This is a genomic window from Virgibacillus litoralis (assembly GCF_017873675.1).
Taxonomy (GTDB): Bacteria; Bacillota; Bacilli; order Bacillales; family Amphibacillaceae; genus Lentibacillus; species Lentibacillus litoralis.
Window position 1 is genome coordinate 12,830 of sequence record NZ_JAGGKK010000013.1, and the last position, 17,154, is coordinate 29,983.

General features: G+C 35.9%; 21 protein-coding genes. 20 read left to right on the forward strand and 1 reads right to left on the reverse strand.

The window, feature by feature from the left end:
- Window positions 1–18 precede the first annotated feature (18 nt).
- The 18 genes from spoIIM to J2Z82_RS11895 all read left to right on the forward strand — a co-directional run bounded on the left by spoIIM (window position 19) and on the right by J2Z82_RS11895 (window position 15,398).
- Window positions 19–660, forward strand: a complete 642-nt coding sequence (spoIIM, locus tag J2Z82_RS11810) for a stage II sporulation protein M (RefSeq protein WP_209480997.1) — start codon at window positions 19–21, stop codon at window positions 658–660.
- A 110-nt stretch (window positions 661–770) separates the two neighbouring features.
- On the forward strand, window positions 771–1,232 hold the full coding sequence (gene fur / locus J2Z82_RS11815) for a ferric iron uptake transcriptional regulator (protein WP_209480998.1): 462 nt from the start codon (window positions 771–773) through the stop codon (window positions 1,230–1,232).
- A 243-nt stretch (window positions 1,233–1,475) separates the two neighbouring features.
- Window positions 1,476–1,682 (forward strand): DUF4227 family protein, encoded by a 207-nt coding sequence (locus J2Z82_RS11820; protein ID WP_209480999.1) that lies wholly within the window; start codon window positions 1,476–1,478, stop codon window positions 1,680–1,682.
- A 5-nt stretch (window positions 1,683–1,687) separates the two neighbouring features.
- A complete protein-coding gene (xerD, locus tag J2Z82_RS11825; RefSeq protein WP_209481000.1) occupies window positions 1,688–2,581 on the forward strand; it encodes a site-specific tyrosine recombinase XerD in 894 nt (297 codons plus the stop codon).
- A 93-nt stretch (window positions 2,582–2,674) separates the two neighbouring features.
- Entirely contained in the window at window positions 2,675–3,856 is a 1,182-nt protein-coding gene (gene deoB, locus J2Z82_RS11830; protein ID WP_209481001.1) for a phosphopentomutase, read from the forward strand.
- A gap of 15 nt (window positions 3,857–3,871) precedes the next feature.
- Window positions 3,872–4,693, forward strand: coding sequence for a purine-nucleoside phosphorylase (locus J2Z82_RS11835; RefSeq protein WP_209481002.1), 822 nt, complete (start codon window positions 3,872–3,874; stop codon window positions 4,691–4,693).
- A gap of 17 nt (window positions 4,694–4,710) precedes the next feature.
- On the forward strand, window positions 4,711–6,015 hold the full coding sequence (locus J2Z82_RS11840) for a pyrimidine-nucleoside phosphorylase (protein ID WP_209481003.1): 1,305 nt from the start codon (window positions 4,711–4,713) through the stop codon (window positions 6,013–6,015).
- Between the two features lie 686 nt (window positions 6,016–6,701).
- Window positions 6,702–7,871 (forward strand): D-alanyl-D-alanine carboxypeptidase family protein, encoded by a 1,170-nt coding sequence (locus tag J2Z82_RS11845; RefSeq protein WP_209481004.1) that lies wholly within the window; start codon window positions 6,702–6,704, stop codon window positions 7,869–7,871.
- Window positions 7,872–7,983: 112 nt separating this feature from the next.
- On the forward strand, window positions 7,984–8,337 hold the full coding sequence (gene spoIIAA / locus J2Z82_RS11850; protein ID WP_209481005.1) for an anti-sigma F factor antagonist: 354 nt from the start codon (window positions 7,984–7,986) through the stop codon (window positions 8,335–8,337).
- Window positions 8,334–8,774: an anti-sigma F factor gene (gene spoIIAB, locus J2Z82_RS11855; RefSeq protein WP_209481006.1), complete on the forward strand. Its 441-nt coding sequence runs from the start codon at window positions 8,334–8,336 to the stop codon at window positions 8,772–8,774. Before spoIIAA ends, spoIIAB begins: the two co-directional genes overlap by 4 nt.
- An 8-nt stretch (window positions 8,775–8,782) precedes the next feature.
- The gene (sigF, locus tag J2Z82_RS11860) at window positions 8,783–9,541 is read left to right on the forward strand and encodes an RNA polymerase sporulation sigma factor SigF (RefSeq protein ID WP_209481007.1); all 759 of its coding nucleotides are present in this window, start codon (window positions 8,783–8,785) and stop codon (window positions 9,539–9,541) included.
- A 249-nt stretch (window positions 9,542–9,790) separates the two neighbouring features.
- Entirely contained in the window at window positions 9,791–10,408 is a 618-nt protein-coding gene (locus tag J2Z82_RS11865; RefSeq protein ID WP_209481008.1) for a stage V sporulation protein AA, read from the forward strand.
- On the forward strand, window positions 10,386–10,814 hold the full coding sequence (locus tag J2Z82_RS11870) for a stage V sporulation protein AB (RefSeq protein ID WP_209481009.1): 429 nt from the start codon (window positions 10,386–10,388) through the stop codon (window positions 10,812–10,814). The genes J2Z82_RS11865 and J2Z82_RS11870 overlap by 23 nt, the downstream gene beginning before the upstream one ends.
- A 25-nt stretch (window positions 10,815–10,839) precedes the next feature.
- The gene (locus J2Z82_RS11875) at window positions 10,840–12,330 is read left to right on the forward strand and encodes a spore germination protein (RefSeq protein ID WP_209481010.1); all 1,491 of its coding nucleotides are present in this window, start codon (window positions 10,840–10,842) and stop codon (window positions 12,328–12,330) included.
- 101 nt (window positions 12,331–12,431) lie between these two features.
- Window positions 12,432–13,739 (forward strand): diaminopimelate decarboxylase, encoded by a 1,308-nt coding sequence (gene lysA / locus J2Z82_RS11880; protein WP_209481011.1) that lies wholly within the window; start codon window positions 12,432–12,434, stop codon window positions 13,737–13,739.
- A gap of 90 nt (window positions 13,740–13,829) precedes the next feature.
- On the forward strand, window positions 13,830–14,270 hold the full coding sequence (locus tag J2Z82_RS11885; RefSeq protein ID WP_209481012.1) for a peptidylprolyl isomerase: 441 nt from the start codon (window positions 13,830–13,832) through the stop codon (window positions 14,268–14,270).
- A 6-nt stretch (window positions 14,271–14,276) separates the two neighbouring features.
- Window positions 14,277–14,726 (forward strand): site-2 protease family protein, encoded by a 450-nt coding sequence (locus tag J2Z82_RS11890; RefSeq protein ID WP_209481013.1) that lies wholly within the window; start codon window positions 14,277–14,279, stop codon window positions 14,724–14,726.
- A gap of 303 nt (window positions 14,727–15,029) precedes the next feature.
- Entirely contained in the window at window positions 15,030–15,398 is a 369-nt protein-coding gene (locus J2Z82_RS11895) for a GNAT family N-acetyltransferase (protein ID WP_209481014.1), read from the forward strand.
- A 105-nt stretch (window positions 15,399–15,503) separates the two neighbouring features.
- Here the strand turns inward: J2Z82_RS11895 and J2Z82_RS11900 are convergent, their stop codons facing one another.
- Window positions 15,504–15,587, reverse strand: a complete 84-nt coding sequence (locus tag J2Z82_RS11900; RefSeq protein WP_092492662.1) for a YjcZ family sporulation protein — start codon at window positions 15,585–15,587, stop codon at window positions 15,504–15,506.
- A gap of 170 nt (window positions 15,588–15,757) precedes the next feature.
- On the opposite strand from J2Z82_RS11900, the gene J2Z82_RS11905 reads away from it, so the two are divergent.
- Together J2Z82_RS11905 and scpB are read left to right on the forward strand one after the other, a co-directional pair.
- Window positions 15,758–16,489: a segregation/condensation protein A gene (locus J2Z82_RS11905; protein ID WP_209481015.1), complete on the forward strand. Its 732-nt coding sequence runs from the start codon at window positions 15,758–15,760 to the stop codon at window positions 16,487–16,489.
- 2 nt (window positions 16,490–16,491) lie between these two features.
- Window positions 16,492–17,088: an SMC-Scp complex subunit ScpB gene (gene scpB / locus J2Z82_RS11910; protein WP_209481016.1), complete on the forward strand. Its 597-nt coding sequence runs from the start codon at window positions 16,492–16,494 to the stop codon at window positions 17,086–17,088.
- Window positions 17,089–17,154: the final 66 nt, after the last annotated feature.

Consider the following 17,154-nt stretch of genomic DNA (forward strand, 5'->3'; position numbering starts at 1 on the left):
GAGCAATGGAGGATTCCAATGTATAATAAACGAACTATCGCGGTAAATCATGTAAAAGAACATGCGACAATCTATATTTTTATGATTATACTATTTTTAACAGGAGTTATTTTTGGTGCAATCATTGTAAATAGTATGAATTGGGCTCAAAAAGAGGATTTATTCTTTTATCTGGAGCGCTTTTTTGGTGAAATTGCTGATAAGGAACAAATAGAAAACACGGAAATACTGAAAAGCAGTTTCTTTTATCATGCTAAATACCTGTTTTTATTGTTTATTTTGGGATTATCCGTTATAGGTTTACCAATCGTGTGGATATTGTTATTTTTAAAAGGTCTTGTAGTTGGTTTTTCAGTTGGTTTTATTGTAAATCAGCTTGGAATGAAGGGGTTGCTTTTAGCTTCTCTATCAATTGCCCCGCAAAATATTATAATTATACCAATATATATAATAGCTGGCAGTCTTTCGATGATTTTTTCACTTACACTCTTAGGTAAGCTATTTTCGCGAAAAATATCCCAACCCGTTCTGAAGCCATTTGGAAAGTACGTAATGTTTTTCACTTTATTATTAGCTGCATCAGTAGTTGCGTCGGCACTAGAGGCGTTTGTTGCAAACGAAGCAATGGAGGCAATAATTAAATCCTTTTATAACCAATAGTAAATATTATATAATAATTATTATTGATAACAGTTTATAATAATTATACTTTGACACGCTATACAAGTGTGCCTATAATAAAGATGGGGATATTAGGGAGGGGACTTGCCATGGAACATCGTATAGAGCGAATTAAAAAACAGCTCCATGCACAAAGTTATAAGCTAACTCCACAACGAGAGGCAACAGTTAGGGTTTTATTAGAACGCGAAGAAGATCATTTGAGTGCTGAAGATGTATATTTACTAGTAAAAGAGAAAGCACCTGAGATTGGTTTGGCTACTGTTTATCGTACTTTGGAATTATTATCAGAATTAAAAGTTGTTGATAAAATAAACTTTGGTGACGGTGTTTCACGTTATGATCTGCGTAAAGAAGGGGCAGAACATTTCCATCATCATTTGGTTTGTATAGAATGCGGTTCGGTAGAGGAAATAGTGGATGACTTACTTGGAGATGTTGAAAAGATAGTTGAAAATGATTGGGGCTTTCAGGTGAAAGACCATCGTTTAACTTTTCATGGGGTTTGCAAGCAATGTCAAGAAACAGCGGTTCAATCTAAAACATCATAATAATAATGGGAAGCCTTTTTCTTTATGTGAAAAGGCTTTTAATTTTGAAGAAGTATAAAAGCGTGGCGAATGGTAAGTTTTCTAATCAATAATATTTAATATTAATTTACAATTATACGGAAATAGGTTACTTTTATGTGGGAATGTATTATAATAGCCCTAGTTTCATAGTTGTATGTATATTGTTATCCTTTTTTGGCATATCTTCTATTAGTAGATACTTTATTAGAGGGGACATGCCAAATGAAACATGTGATATGGGATACAATAAAAGTTTTTGTGATCTTCGTAGCTTGTACGTTTCTATTTTACGTTGGATTGAGAGCAATGCATGACGAGTATGAACAAAAACACCGGTACGATCTGCCTGAGGGGGATTCTGTTAAAGTCTTTAATCTTAATGAAGATTTCATTGATCGGTTAAACTTATTCTTTAGATTAGGGGAGTAATGACTATGCTCAAGTCTAGTTTTGAAGATTTTATTCACTATTTGCAGGTGGAAAGAGGGTTATCTGACAATACGTTAAAATCGTATAAAAGAGACTTGACGCAATATATTTTGTATGTTGAAAAAGTACTTCAAAAAACAAAATGGGATGACGTTGGACGTACAGACATAGTAGGCTTTTTGTATAAACTAAAGGATGACGGTAAGTCGGCTGCTACTATTGCACGTACAATTGCATCGATTCGTTCATTTCACCAATTTTTAATTAGAGAACAACTGGTTGTTCACGACCCGAGTATACATATTGAAACACCGAAAAAAGAGAGAAAGCTTCCTGATGTATTATCAACACAAGATGTTGAAACTTTATTAAAGATACAAGGTAGCTCACCTTTGAAGATTAGGAATAAAGCAATGCTGGAATTATTATATGCAACTGGGTTGCGGGTGACAGAATTGACATCATTAAAAGTAAGTGATCTTCATTTAACAATGGGTTTTGTCCGTTGTCTTGGAAAAGGTTCAAGAGAAAGAATAGTTCCTCTTGGTGAAATGGCAAAAGAAGCTGTGGATGACTATTTGCAGCATGCTAGAGGGAGTCTGACTAAACGTAAAATTGATGATAATACTCTTTTTGTTAATCAGCATGGTAGGCCGTTGTCACGTCAGGGCTTTTGGAAAATACTAAAAGGTGTAGCGGTGGAAACTGGTATAAAGAAGAAAATCACACCACATACATTGCGTCACTCATTTGCCACGCATTTATTGGAAAACGGAGCAGATTTACGATCCGTACAGGAAATGCTGGGGCATGAGGATATATCAACAACTCAAATCTATACTCATGTTACAAAAGCTAGATTAAAAGATATTTATCAGTCATATCATCCACGCGCATAATTTTTTGTCTATAGTTGTCAGACATCCTACAACAAATTTAAGACAACATATTATAAGAGAAAGTAGGAATCATAGTTACAGGAGGTAATTATCATGCAAAATTTTAAACGAGTATTTTTAATTGTATTGGATTCTGTGGGGATTGGCGAAGCACCTGATGCCAAAGAGTTTAATGATAAAGGCGCAGATACACTAGGGCATATTGCTGAACATATGGACGGCCTTAAAATGCCTAATATGGCGAAGTTAGGACTCAGTAATATTCGAGAAATAAAAGGAATTGAAAAGAACGCAACTCCTCGTGCGCATTACACTAAAATGCAAGAGGCTTCTAATGGGAAGGACACAATGACTGGACATTGGGAGATTATGGGGTTAAATATCCAGCAGCCATTCCGAACATTTCCAGATGGTTTTCCACCAGAATTAATTGCAGACCTAGAGGAAAAAACCGGACGAAAGGTAATAGGAAATAAGCCCGCTTCTGGAACTGCCATCCTGGATGAGTTAGGGTCTGAGCACATGAGTACGGGGGCACTAATTGTATATACATCAGCAGATTCAGTCCTGCAAATTGCAGCTCATGAGGAAATAATTCCTATTGAAGAACAATATGAAATTTGTGAAATTGCCCGAGAATTGACATTAGATGAAAAGTATATGGTCGGACGTGTTATTGCCCGTCCTTTTGTCGGTGAACCTGGTGCTTTCCAGCGTACGTCAAATCGCCATGATTATGCATTGAAGCCGTTCGGACGCACTGTAATGAACGAGTTAAAAGATGCAAATTTTGATGTGATTGCCCTAGGTAAAATCTCTGACATATATGATGGAGAAGGGGTTACTGAAGCAATTCGAACAGCCGATAATGAAGATGGAATGACGAAGCTAGTTGATTCAATGGCGAACGATTTTAATGGTATCAGTTTCCTGAATCTAGTTGACTTTGATGCCAAATATGGCCATCGTCGTGATCCGGAAGGCTATGGAAAAGCGTTGGAGGCCTATGATGCAAGATTACCTGAAGTGTTAAACCAGCTTAAGGAAGACGATTTGTTAATAATTACTGCAGATCATGGAAATGATCCTATACATCATGGAACAGACCATACACGGGAATTTGTACCTTTACTTATCCATCATAAAAATATTGATGAAGGAGAATGTCTGCCTATAAGAGAAACGTTTGCTGACATTGGTGCAACAATTGCTGATAACTTTAATATAACGATGCCTAAGCATGGAAAAAGTTTTTTAAATAATATTATCAAATAGAAGGGGAGATATTCTATGGACCAAACTGTAATAAATGAAGCAGCAGCTTTCATTAAAGAAAACTTAACCAAAATGCCAGAAATCGGGCTAATTCTAGGATCAGGTCTAGGTGTTCTAGCTGACAAAATCGAAAATCCTATAACATTCTCATACAAGGACATACCGCATTTTCCTGAATCAACTGTATCTGGACATAAAGGTCAGCTTGTAGTTGGAATGCTGGAAGGTAAGCAAGTAATCGCAATGCAAGGGCGCTTTCATTATTATGAAGGTTATTCTATGCAACAAGTTACTTTTCCTGTTCGAGCAATGAAAGAACTAGGAATAGATTCGATTATTGTAACTAACGCAGCAGGCGGTATTAATAAAACATATAACCCTGGTGATCTGATGATAATCAACGATCATATTAATAACATGGGAGATAACCCGTTAATTGGTCCAAATAATGATGAATTGGGCGAACGTTTTCCGGATATGTCACAAGTATATGATAAAACGTATATACAGCATGCTAAGGACTGCGCACAAAAATTAAATTTATCTGTTCAGAATGGAGTATACGTGGGTAATACCGGTCCAACCTATGAGACGCCTGCAGAAATTAAGATGTTACGGACACTAGGTGGAGATGCTGTTGGAATGTCCACTGTACCGGAAGTTATTATTGCCGGACATGCGGGCTTACGCGTATTAGGTATTTCTTGTATTTCCAATATGGCTGCTGGAATTCTAGATCAGCCGTTAACGCATAACGAAGTGATTGAAACAACAGAAAAAGTGCGTGAAGACTTTTTGCAATTTATTAAGGAAATTATTCGCACACTACCAAACTAATTGTAAAGGTGATTAATATGAGAATGTATGACATCATTGAAAAGAAGCGTGATGGAGAAATACTTACAAATGATGAAATTCAATTTTTTATCGATGGCTATACAAATGGAGAGATTCCGGATTACCAAGTTAGTGCATTGTTAATGGCAGTATACTTTCAAGATATGACTGCAGAGGAACGAGCCCAATTAACGACGGCAATGGTTAATTCAGGCGATCAAATTGATCTTTCTGCTATTTCTGGTATAAAAGTAGATAAACATTCAACTGGAGGTGTTGGAGATACGACAACGTTAATATTAGCTCCTTTGGTGGCATCGCTCGGAGTACCAGTAGCTAAAATGAGTGGGCGAGGACTAGGACATACAGGTGGAACCATTGATAAGCTTGAAGCAGTCCCTGGATTTCATGTGGAAATTACAAGTGAGGAATTCGTTAATCTTGTAAATAAAAATAAAGTATCTGTCATTGGTCAAACAGGCAACCTGACCCCAGCAGATAAAAAGCTATATAGCTTGCGTGATGTTACAGCAACGGTTAACTCAATTCCTTTAATTGCAAGCTCCATCATGAGCAAGAAGATTGCTTCTGGTGCAGATGCAATTGTGTTGGATGTGAAAACTGGAGCCGGGGCATTTATGAAGGAATTAGACGAAGCCAAAAATCTTGCCAGTGCAATGGTGTCAATCGGAAACCGAGTTGGCCGCAATACAATGGCGGTAATCTCTGATATGAGTCAGCCGTTGGGTAATGCGATTGGAAATGCCTTAGAAGTAAAAGAAGCAATTGAAACGCTTCAAGGTAGTGGACCGAAAGATTTAACTGAGTTATGTCTAACACTAGGCAGTCAGATGGTTTTATTAGCAGGTAAAGCTGAATCTCTCGATGAGGCGAGAAATCGTCTAATCGAGAATCTTAATAACGGAAAAGCGCTTGAACAGTTTAAAACATTTCTTGAGTCGCAGGGCGGCGATTCCAGTGTGGTTAATCACCCCGAGTCTCTGCCACAGGCTACTAATCAAGTTGAACTTCCAGCAAAAATGTCTGGTTACGTTTCAGAGATGATTGCCGATGATATTGGAACTGCGGCAATGATGCTTGGCGCAGGGAGAGCGACAAAGGATTCTAAGATTGATCTTGCAGTAGGAATCGTACTACACAAAAAAATTGGAGATACTGTAAAAGAGGGTGAATCATTACTCACGATTCATGCGAATCAAGCGGATGTTGATGACGTACAAGAGAAACTTTATGCAAGTATTACAATCTCAGAGGAGTCAGTCGAACCCCAGCCTCTCATATACGATACAATAACAAAATAATAGATGCAGTTTTTCTAAATGATTATTGCTTCATCAAAGTAACCAAATCACAACGTAGTTGAAATAAAATACGAACTAACTGAGCGGAGGGTGGTTACTCCCGGGGTTAGCACGTGTCCGAAGACCCCTTAAAGTGGTGTTCGCAGGAGGCTGAGGCCGTGCCCTAAGGTGCGCATCCGCCCGTATCGACCCCGGACGGTGGGTGAGTGTTTATAGTGAGTGATTATTCCAGCAGTTAGTTCGCAGTTTAGATGCGGAATATAAATATTAAAACAAAGAAGAGCATTGAATTGCAGGAGCAATTTAATGCTTATTTTTTTGCAGTTAAGTATAACTACTTTCTTACTGCATAAGTGTAACTGTACATTCGCTATAATGGCTTGCACTTCAAAGTATAAAGGTACCTAAAAAGTACGCTATCATAAGAATCCATGTAAGGAATGCCACGCTTTCTATTATTATTCCACAAATGGTTACGCCATAAGAAACGGCTAAGGACCATAAGGGCTACTCTATATGAAAATAAGCAGTTCAGTAAATTTGATTTTTGTATTCCGGAAGTAAACTACATAACAAATTCCTGAGCCTTTTTTACTTAAATATCATCAGAAATATCAAATTTATAAAGTATAAATTAGGCAGATATTGGTAAGCCTATAATTATATTGAATGTTGGAGGTAAAGCGATGAAAAAGTTTGTTTTGATGACTAGTATTATATTTTCGATTTTACTAGCCACAACTGGTTCCATTTATGGTGAAGAAAACAGCTCAGATAGTGAATTAAATCTTGCTCCAGATGCAAAATCAGCAATTTTAATCGAGCGTGATACAGGGAAAATGTTATATGACAAAAATGCTCACGAAAAACTTCCACCGGCTAGTATGACAAAAGTTATGACTTTGTTATTAATAATGGAAGCGCTAGATGAAGATAAAATTAAAAAAGATGAGATCATTCGTATCAGTGAACGAGCAGCATCAATGGGAGGTTCGCAAATATTTTTAGAAACTGGAGAAGAAATGAGTGTAAATGATTTATTAAAAGGTATTGCCATAGCTTCAGGGAACGATGCGAGTGTCGCATTAGCAGAAAGAATTTCAGGAAGTGAAGAAGCATTTGTTAAGAAAATGAATGAAAAAGTAAAAGAATTAGGTCTGGAAAATACGCTATTTCAAAATACAACTGGTTTACCAGCTAAGAATCATTATAGTACCGTATACGATATGGCAGTTATGGCAAAAGAATTATTAAAATACGAAACTATAACAGAATATACATCCAAATATGAAGATTACTTAAGAAAAGGCCAAGATAATGAATTTTGGTTAGTAAATACGAATAAATTGGTAAAATTCTACCCAGGTGTTGATGGACTAAAAACCGGTTATACGAATGAAGCAAAATATTGCCTTACAGCTACAGCGGAAAAAAATAACATGCGTGTTATTGCAGTCGTAATGGGAGCTGATACGACAAAAGAAAGAAATGCGACGGTTTCACAAATGCTAGATTATGCGTTTAACCATTTTGAGACAACAAATTTATATAAAAAAGGTCAAACCATCACATCATTGCAACTATTAAAAGCAGAAGAAAAAGATATAAATATTGTGGCTTCAGAATCGGTTAGTACCATCCACAAAAAGGGAGACCCAGATGGTAATATTAAAGCATCAGTGGAATTAAATACTAATTTGGACCTACCGATGAAAAAAGGAAGCCAAGTTGGTCAATTGGTTGTGAAAAACAATAATAAAGTTGTATCTAAATCACCATTAATTGTGGATCAAGATGTTAAAATTGCATCTTATTTAACGTTATTTAAACGGTCAGTGCAAAATATGGTGAAATAGCAAAGATTCATTCTAATTTAGTCGAAATGCTTCTTCTTTTGTCATATAGCAGGAATTGGCCCGCTTCATAGCGAAAAAATAACTTACAAAGAGAATGTAAGGAGGAAACGTAATGGGTCTATCTACTATGTTTGAAGTTAAACAGGATGTACTAATTGTGAGAATGTCGGGCGAATTGGATCATCATGAAGCAGAAGCATTAAGAAATAACTGGAAGGAAATGATGTATACAAACTCTATAAAACATGTTGTTTTAAACTTAGAGTCCGTATCATTCATGGACAGTTCGGGATTAGGTGTAGTTTTAGGCAGGTACAAGGAAGTTTTACAAGTAGGTGGAGAGATGGTGGTTTGTTCAGTTTCTACACCGGTAAGACGGCTGTTTGAAATGTCCGGTTTGTTTAAGATTGTTAGGTTAGAGGAGAACGAAGAACATGCGTTATTTACGTTGGGGGTGGCTTCATGAATAATGAAATGTATGTAGAATTTTCAAGTGTCAGTGAAAATGAGTCGTTTGCCAGAGTCGCCGTTGGATCTTTTGTTGCACAGTTAGATCCGACTATGGATGAATTAACGGAAATTAAAACAGTTGTTTCGGAAGCGGTGACAAACGCCATTATCCATGGATACAACAACGAACCAGACCATCTTGTTTCGATATCCTGTGTAATTCAGGATGGTGAAGTGGATTTAACAATTAAAGATGATGGTATTGGAATTGGGGACGTGGATGAAGCTAGACAGCCATTATATACATCAAAACCCGAATTAGAAAGATCTGGAATGGGATTTACCATCATTGAAAACTTTATGGATTCCGTTGAGGTTAAGTCAATCCCAGATAAAGGGACAACCGTTCACATGACAAAACAATTAACTTTCAGTAATATGGTTAGTAAATAGGGATGCCTATGGATGTTAATGTTAAACATCAAAAACGTAAAGAGTCACTCACGGATGAACAGGTGAAAGAGCTTATTCATAAGAGTCAACAGGGTGACAAAGATGCTCGGGACACCCTTGTTGAAAAAAATATGAGACTAGTATGGTCGGTTGTTCAACGTTTTATTAATCGAGGGTATGACCCAGATGATTTATTCCAGATAGGGAGCATTGGATTGATAAAATCGATTGATAAATTTGACTTAACCTATGATGTTCGGTTTTCTACCTATGCAGTTCCAATGATTATTGGGGAAATACAACGATTTATTCGGGATGATGGAAGTATTAAAGTAAGTCGTTCACTTAAAGAAATCGGAAATAAAATACGTAAAAAACGAGATGAATTAACAAAGGATTTTGGGAGATCACCAACCGTACTTGAAATTGCGGAAGCCCTAGATATATCTTCAGAAGAAGTTGTTCATGCTGAGGAAGCCGCAAAATCACCACATTCAATACATGAAACTGTATTTGAGAATGATGGTGATCCGATAACGCTATTAGATCAAATAGCGGATCAAGACACAAAATGGTTTGATAAACTAACATTACAGGAAGCAATACGGGGATTAAATGAACGTGAACGATTAATTGTGTACTTACGTTATTACAAAGACAAAACACAATCTGAAGTAGCCGAAAGACTTGGTATTTCGCAGGTGCAAGTCTCAAGGTTAGAAAAGAAAATCTTACGTGAAATGAAAGTAAATATGAACAAATTATGAATCATCACAAATCTTGTGATGATTCTTTTTTTGGCAGTTAAGAAAATTATTTCTTACTGTATAAGTGTTACTAATCCAATTCGCTTAAGGACTTGGTTAGTACCAGGTTTTCTAATTTTTTAAACAGAGTTAACAATTTGTTTGTATTAAGTAAAAGAAACAGACTATAAACCATGTTTTTCTTATGATAATTCAATAACCTTTAGCTAATACTATTGTATATACCACGACGAAGAGGATGATATCCACATGTCAGAAATAGTATATTTGCGCATGAAAAAAAATGTGGAATTAACATTTTTAAAGGAGTTAACTCTAAAGGACATTGCATACATTTCAGCTTCCTCTCCATTAAAAAGGACATTGGAAAAAACAACTTTATATCGAATTACTAAAAAGGATCGAAATATCGTCATAATTGACAGCTTTTTAGTGATTGATCATTTAAGGGATCTTCACGAAAACCTAGAATTCCAGCTCGTCGGACCAACCTACACTATTGTCAGAATCAAGAAACACAAAAAGCCCCCAAATTTAGTGATAGTGTCTATTGTTTGGTTGCTACTTTTCATCGGTACTGGAATGACTATTATGAACTTTCACTATGATGTCAGCATGCAGGAAGTACAACAAAAGCTACATTTTTTGTTAACCGGTGAAAAGAGCAAATACCCATTGTGGATTCAAATACCATATTCATTTGGGTTAGGAATAGGAATGCTGTTATTTTTTAATCATTGGTTTACCAAACGCTTTAATGAAGAGCCAAGTCCACTTGAGGTAGAAATATTTAACTACCAGCAAAATCTCGATCAATATGTCAGTTATTATGAAAATAAGTTAAATGATACAAAACCTTATCATTAATGTTCTCGAAATAGCAATTGGTTTAGCAAGTGGTTTGGCAGTTGGTAGCGGATTTGTTGCCTTTTTAACAGTTCTTGGTATTATTCCTAGATTAATTCAATTGAGCCGAACAGAGAGTTTGGTTCAAGTATATATTGCTAGCGTTATAATTGGATCATTGTTTGGAACATATATGTCGTTTGCTGATGTGACCTGGGATCAACCAGTCATTATATTGATACTGTGGGGTTGCTTCCACGGAATCTTCAACGGAATGCTTGCCGCTGCTTTAACGGAAGTATTAAACGTATTTCCTATAATATCTAAACGATTGCGGATGGACGATAAATTATTATGGCTATTAATGGCTATAGTATTTGGTAAAATTGCAGGATCCATTTTCCAATGGACAATTTTTGTTCGATAGTTCTTTAAGAGTGGAGTGTATTGGTATGGAACAAGAAAATATGAATAGTCCCGTCTCCCCAAAGATAGACAAAACTGAAGCATACATGAAAGATAGAATAGGTATTGGTTCATCATTCGATTTGGGTTTTCGTGAGATTATAATTTTAAAAAAGAAGATTCAAATTTATTACCTTACTGGTCTTTGCGATACTTCTTTTGTACAGGAAATAATTAAAAAACTCATAGAGATTAATGATAATGAAAGCAATCTAAAAAAAGTACCTGAAATTATTGAAAATCGTATAGTACATCAGCAATTAGAAAAGAGCAAGACAATGGATGAGGCAGTTGATCAGCTTTTATCTGGTCTAATTATCATATTTGTTGATGGTGAAAAGTATGCATTTGTGGTGGATGTCAGGAATTACCCGGGACGTACACCGGCGGAACCGGATACAGAACATGTAGTTAGAGGATCCAGAGATGGATTCACAGAGAATATTATTGAAAATACTGCTTTAACAAGGCGAAGAATACGCGATGCTAGGTTACGCCATGAAATGTTGAAGGTTGGTGAAAGATCTAAAACCGATCTCTGTGTTTGCTATCTTAAGGATGTTGCTGATGAAGGGCTTATTAAGTTAGTAAAAGACAGAATTAACGAAATTGAAATTGATGGTATAGCAATGGCAGATAAGACGATTGAAGAATTTATTGTTGAACGGAAATGGAACCCGTATCCATTAGTAAGATATACAGAACGGCCAGATGTTGCAGCCAACCATGTGCTGGAAGGGCATATTTTATTAATCGTAGATACATCTCCAAGTGTTATTATTTTACCAACAACATTTTTTCATCATGTTCAGCATGCCGAAGAATTTCGCCAAGCTCCTGCGATAGGAACTTTTATTAGATGGACGCGTTTTTTGGCTATTATGGCTTCAATATTTCTTCTTCCATTCTGGCTGTTATTTGTAATGGAACCAACATTATTACCAAAAGAACTGTCATTTATTGGTCCTCAGGAAGAAGGTACTATACCAATAGCGATTCAAATTATTCTTGCTGATTTGGGTGTAGAGTTTTTACGTATGGCAGCCATCCATACACCGACACCATTATCTACCGCGATGGGGTTAATTGCAGCAGTATTAATAGGTCAGATAGCTATTGATGTTGGAATGTTTGGCCCAGAAGTAATACTGTATATTGCAGTAAGTGCAATTGGCACCTATGTAACTCCAAGCTACGAACTAAGCGTGGCCAATAAACTTGTCCGATTCACCTTGGTTATTATAACAGGAATATTTGGTTTACTTGGATTTGTAATAGGATTTACGCTGTATATATTATTTCTAATTCAGCTAAAATCATTGCGAACGCCGTATTTTTGGCCCTTCATACCATTTAATCCAAGGGCAATGCTTCAAATTGTACTACGTGTGCCAGTTCCATTCTCTAACGAGCGTCCAAGCATTGTTCATCCAAGAAATAATTATCGTCAGCCTATTAAGAGAAAAGAACGCCATTAGAGAATATCTGGCGTTCTTTCCTCTTTTGTTTTTGGCTTTCATGTGATAAAGTGTTTTTATTATTTAAGAGCTATAGTATAGGTTGGACGGAGGAAATGACTATGATATTAGATAATCATCCATTTGAATTAAATAGCAAAGGTCACCTGGAAATAGGTGAAGTTGATTCTATAGATTTGGCAAAGAAATATGGCACCCCACTATATGTTTATGATGTTTCGATAATCCGGGAAAATTGCCGGTCTTTCGTGGACACTTTTAAGGAGTTAGGCGTAAGTGCACAGGTTGCATATGCGAGTAAAGCTTTTTCGTCCACAGCGATGCTGCAAGTCATTAAACAAGAAGGGCTTAGCTTGGATGTTGTCTCTCAGGGAGAGTTGTATACGGCCATTCAAGCAGATTTCCCTCCAAATAAAATTCACATGCATGGAAACAATAAAAGCGTTGAGGAACTTTCAATGGCAATTGAGCATGGAATCGGTTGTATTGTTGTAGATAATTTTCTTGAAATAGATTTAATAAGCAAACTTCTCAATAAGTATAACAAAACAATAGATGTTCTAATACGGGTTACACCAGGAATCGAGTCCAAAACACATCAATACATTATGACAGGGAACGAAGATTCGAAATTTGGGTTCAATTTGCATAACGGACAGGCAGATAAGGCATTTTTACAACTTTATAATCATGAAAATATTAATTTTAAAGGACTGCATTGTCATATTGGTTCACAAATATTTGAAGCAGATGGATTTAAAATGGCCACAACTATGTTATTTGAAAAAATAGGAGAATGGAATAAACTGCATGGCTATACACCAGAGGTTTTAAATCTTGGTGGTGGTTTTGGTATTCGTTATACTAAAGAAGATACACCTTTACCTTATTCATCGGTTGTTAAAGAACTAGTAGCTAAAGTTAAAGAACACGCTTCCCTGTTTGACCTGACAATACCGGAAATTTGGATCGAACCAGGACGTGCAATCGCTGGAAATGCCGGCTTAACATTGTACACGATAGGTTCAAAAAAAGAAATTCCAGGAGTTCGCAGCTATGTTTCAGTTGATGGTGGTATGACTGATAATTTGCGGCCAGCGCTTTATCAGGCGAAATATGAGGGTGTATTGGCTAATAAGGCCGCACAACCTGTTACTGATTTAGTTTCGGTTGCAGGAAAATGTTGTGAGTCAGGTGATATGCTTATTTGGGATCTTCCTGTACCTGAAGTTGACAGTGATGATATTTTAGCAGTATTTTCAACGGGAGCTTATGGGTACTCTATGGCAAGTCATTATAATCGATTCCCTAATGCAGCAGTTGTTTTTGTGGAAAATGGTCAGGATAAATTAGTAGTTAAAAGAGAAACTTTCCAAGATGTTGTAAAAAACGATTTATCCTATGAATAACAATGAATTTGCTTTCTTTTAATAGATTGGATAACATGGTATAGTAGACAAGAATTTATGATATAAGATATTTTAAAAGGGGATGAAGTTATGAGTAAAACAGGTTATATATTAATGGAAAATGGTAATAAAATTGAGTTTGAATTATATCCGAATGAAGCACCAAATACAGTAGCGAATTTTGAAAAACTAGCTAATAGTAATTTCTATGATGGATTAACATTCCACCGTGTTATTGATGGATTTGTTAGTCAGGGAGGCTGTCCTAAAGGAAATGGTACAGGATCAGCTGGTTATACGATAAAATGTGAAACAGAAGGTAATCCGCACAAACATGTTGAAGGGTCGTTGTCAATGGCGCATGCCGGAAAAGATACAGGAAGCTCTCAATTCTTCATCGTACATGGCCCACAGCCTCATTTAAATGGTGTTCATACTGTTTTTGGTCAAGTCACATCAGGTATTGAGCATGCTAAAGCAATGAAGAACGGTGATGTTATGAAAGAAATGAAAATATCTACAGAAGAATAAACAACTATGAATATCTCCTTACTGCTCTATCTATTATTTGTAGTAGCCCCAATCGGTACTGTACTGCATGAAGCAGGTCATGTATTAGGGGCTAAATCACTAAAAGCTGATCATGTGAGATTAACAATAGGAAGTGGAACAATAGTAAATACTTTTATCATTAGAAAAGTTCAGGTAAGGATACGTGCTATTTTCTTTTTGGGTGGATCGGCTTCAAGCGAAAGGAAAAATATGTACAAACCGTCTGAACTTATATGGATAGCTCTTTGTGGACCATTAACTAATGGATTTATTGCTTTATTGTTGTATATTCTTTATATGATCTATCCTTCAAGTTATCTATTATTACTTTTATTATTTAATTTATGGATAGCAATTATTAACCTTGTTCCTTTTCGGTTCAAAGAGAAACAATCAGATGGATACGCTATTGTTAAAGTACTCACAAAGAGATAATACCAGCCATATGAAGATTATTCAGTAGCAGTATGTTTTTCTGTAAATATGTTAATGCTTGTTAGAGGATGAATTAAATTGAGCCAACGCAAAAAAAATTGGATTTTGTTAATTATTCTATTAACACTAGGTATAGTATGGGGCTTCATTTATTGGAGTGTCTTTGTATTTTGAAAGTGTAATTTGACAAATACTCGAATATAAGGCATAAATAAGTATACAATCTCCGGCAAGTAAAAATATTGGGAAATTGTGCTTTTACTCTCCAAAGTTGGCAAGTTATATTCATAGTGAGGGGTATCTATGTTAATTCGATATAAAAAAAATCTGGAAAAGATTGCAATGGGCCTATTATCTTTCATGCCAGAAGAAAAAGATGTAAAAAAATTGCAGCAAACAATAAAAGAATATGAAACAAATCCTGATTGGCATCTTTTCCTGTGGAAAGAAGAAGATATATTAGGTGCAATTGGTATTAGGGTGGAAGATGATATTAACGCTGTAGTACAGCATATTTCTGTTAATCCATCACATCGGAATTCTGGGATAGGCAAAAAAATGGTCAATGAAATAAACAATATGTACAAAAGTAAGTACGCAGTTTGTCCAGATGATAAGACCCAGCAATTCTACAATAAATGTACAGATTTCGAACAAGAGAATGATAACTAACCAAAAGCCAGCTCTGTCGATCCAGAGCTGGCTTTTGATTAAAGTGATAAGTGTTGAATAGCTTGCAACAAATATTGACGATGCAATACTAGTTCATATTACTTACTACATCCAAGCAGCACCAACGATAATTAGAAGAATGAACAGTACTACAATTAGCGCGAATCCTCCGCCATAACTACCACCCATAATTATATTCCTCCTTTTCCACTTAACGAATAAATGTTTTTTTGGTAACATTTATCTTACGTTAATAACTTATGTTAACCATTGCTATAGTGTATAGGCGAATATGATAAAAAGGATATATTTTTTAATTTCTCACTAATAAAGTTGCCTAATCGGAAGGGGGAGGGGTAATGAATCAATCATATCAAGTAAAACTGGACACTTTTGAGGGACCACTTGATTTATTACTGCACTTAATCAATCAATACGAGATTGATATATATGATATTCCTGTTGCACAGATTACGGAACAGTACATGCAATATATACATACGATGCAAAGTCTTGAACTGAATGTGGCGAGTGAATACCTTGTTATGGCTGCCACATTATTAGCATTAAAAAGTCAAATGCTGTTACCAAAGCAAGAAATTGAAGAAGAAGAAGAGTATATGGAAGATCCACGTGAAGAACTGATGCACCGTTTAATTGAATATCGAAAATATAAAGACGCTGCAGAAAAACTCAAAGAAAAAGAAACAGATGCAAACCAAATTTTCACAAGACCTCCAGTGGTATTCGATCAAATAAAATCAAGGCAGCCAATAGTAAAAGGTGATACATCAATATACGATATGCTTAATGCTTTAGGGAAAATGTTTGAACGAAAGAACTGGAATAAGCCTCTTGAAACAAAAGTGAAACGAGGAGAAATTCCTATTGAACAGAAGATGACCGAAGTATTAGACCTTGTTAAACGTTCAAAAGAAGGGATAGCATTTGACAAATTATTTGATTATCCAACACGTGCGCATATTGTGGCAACATTTATTGCTGTATTGGAGTTGATGAAAGGAAATGAAATACAATGTAGGCAGGAAAAACATTTGGATTCATTATACGTTTTTTATATGGAGGATTGAATGTGGAAATCAATGATTTAAAAGCTATTGCAGAAGGACTTTTGTTCGCAAGTGGTGATGAAGGAATTACAGTTAAACAACTATCGCGAATACTGGATATTACGGATAAAACTGTTGAACATCTACTTGATGAACTGAAATATGACTATGAAAATACAGATCGTGGAATTATGATTATGCAGTCACATCAAGTATTCCACCTTACTACGAAACCAGAGCATAGTGATTATTTCAAAAAACTTCTTGAAACACCCCAAACAACAAGAATGTCACAAGCAGCCTTGGAAACACTTGCTATAATAGCCTATCAGCAACCAATCACAAGAACTGAGATTGAAGAGGTGAGAGGTGTGAAAAGTGACAGACCTGTGCAAACATTAATTGCCAGATCTCTAATTGAAGAAGTTGGAAGAAGAGAAGGTGTTGGCAGACCAATTTTATTTGCTACAAGCAAGGATTTTTTAACTTACTTTGGATTAACTTCTTTGGAAGAGTTACCACCATTACCAGAGAATATGGATCAAGAAGAAATGGAGCAAGAAGCTGATTTATTTTTTGAGAAATTTTCTGATCAACTAGATCATAGCAATAATAATTAATTTATTTTTATAATATGTTATTTAGTCCTTGCGTATATTGCGGAAGGACTTTTAGTGTTTATAAGA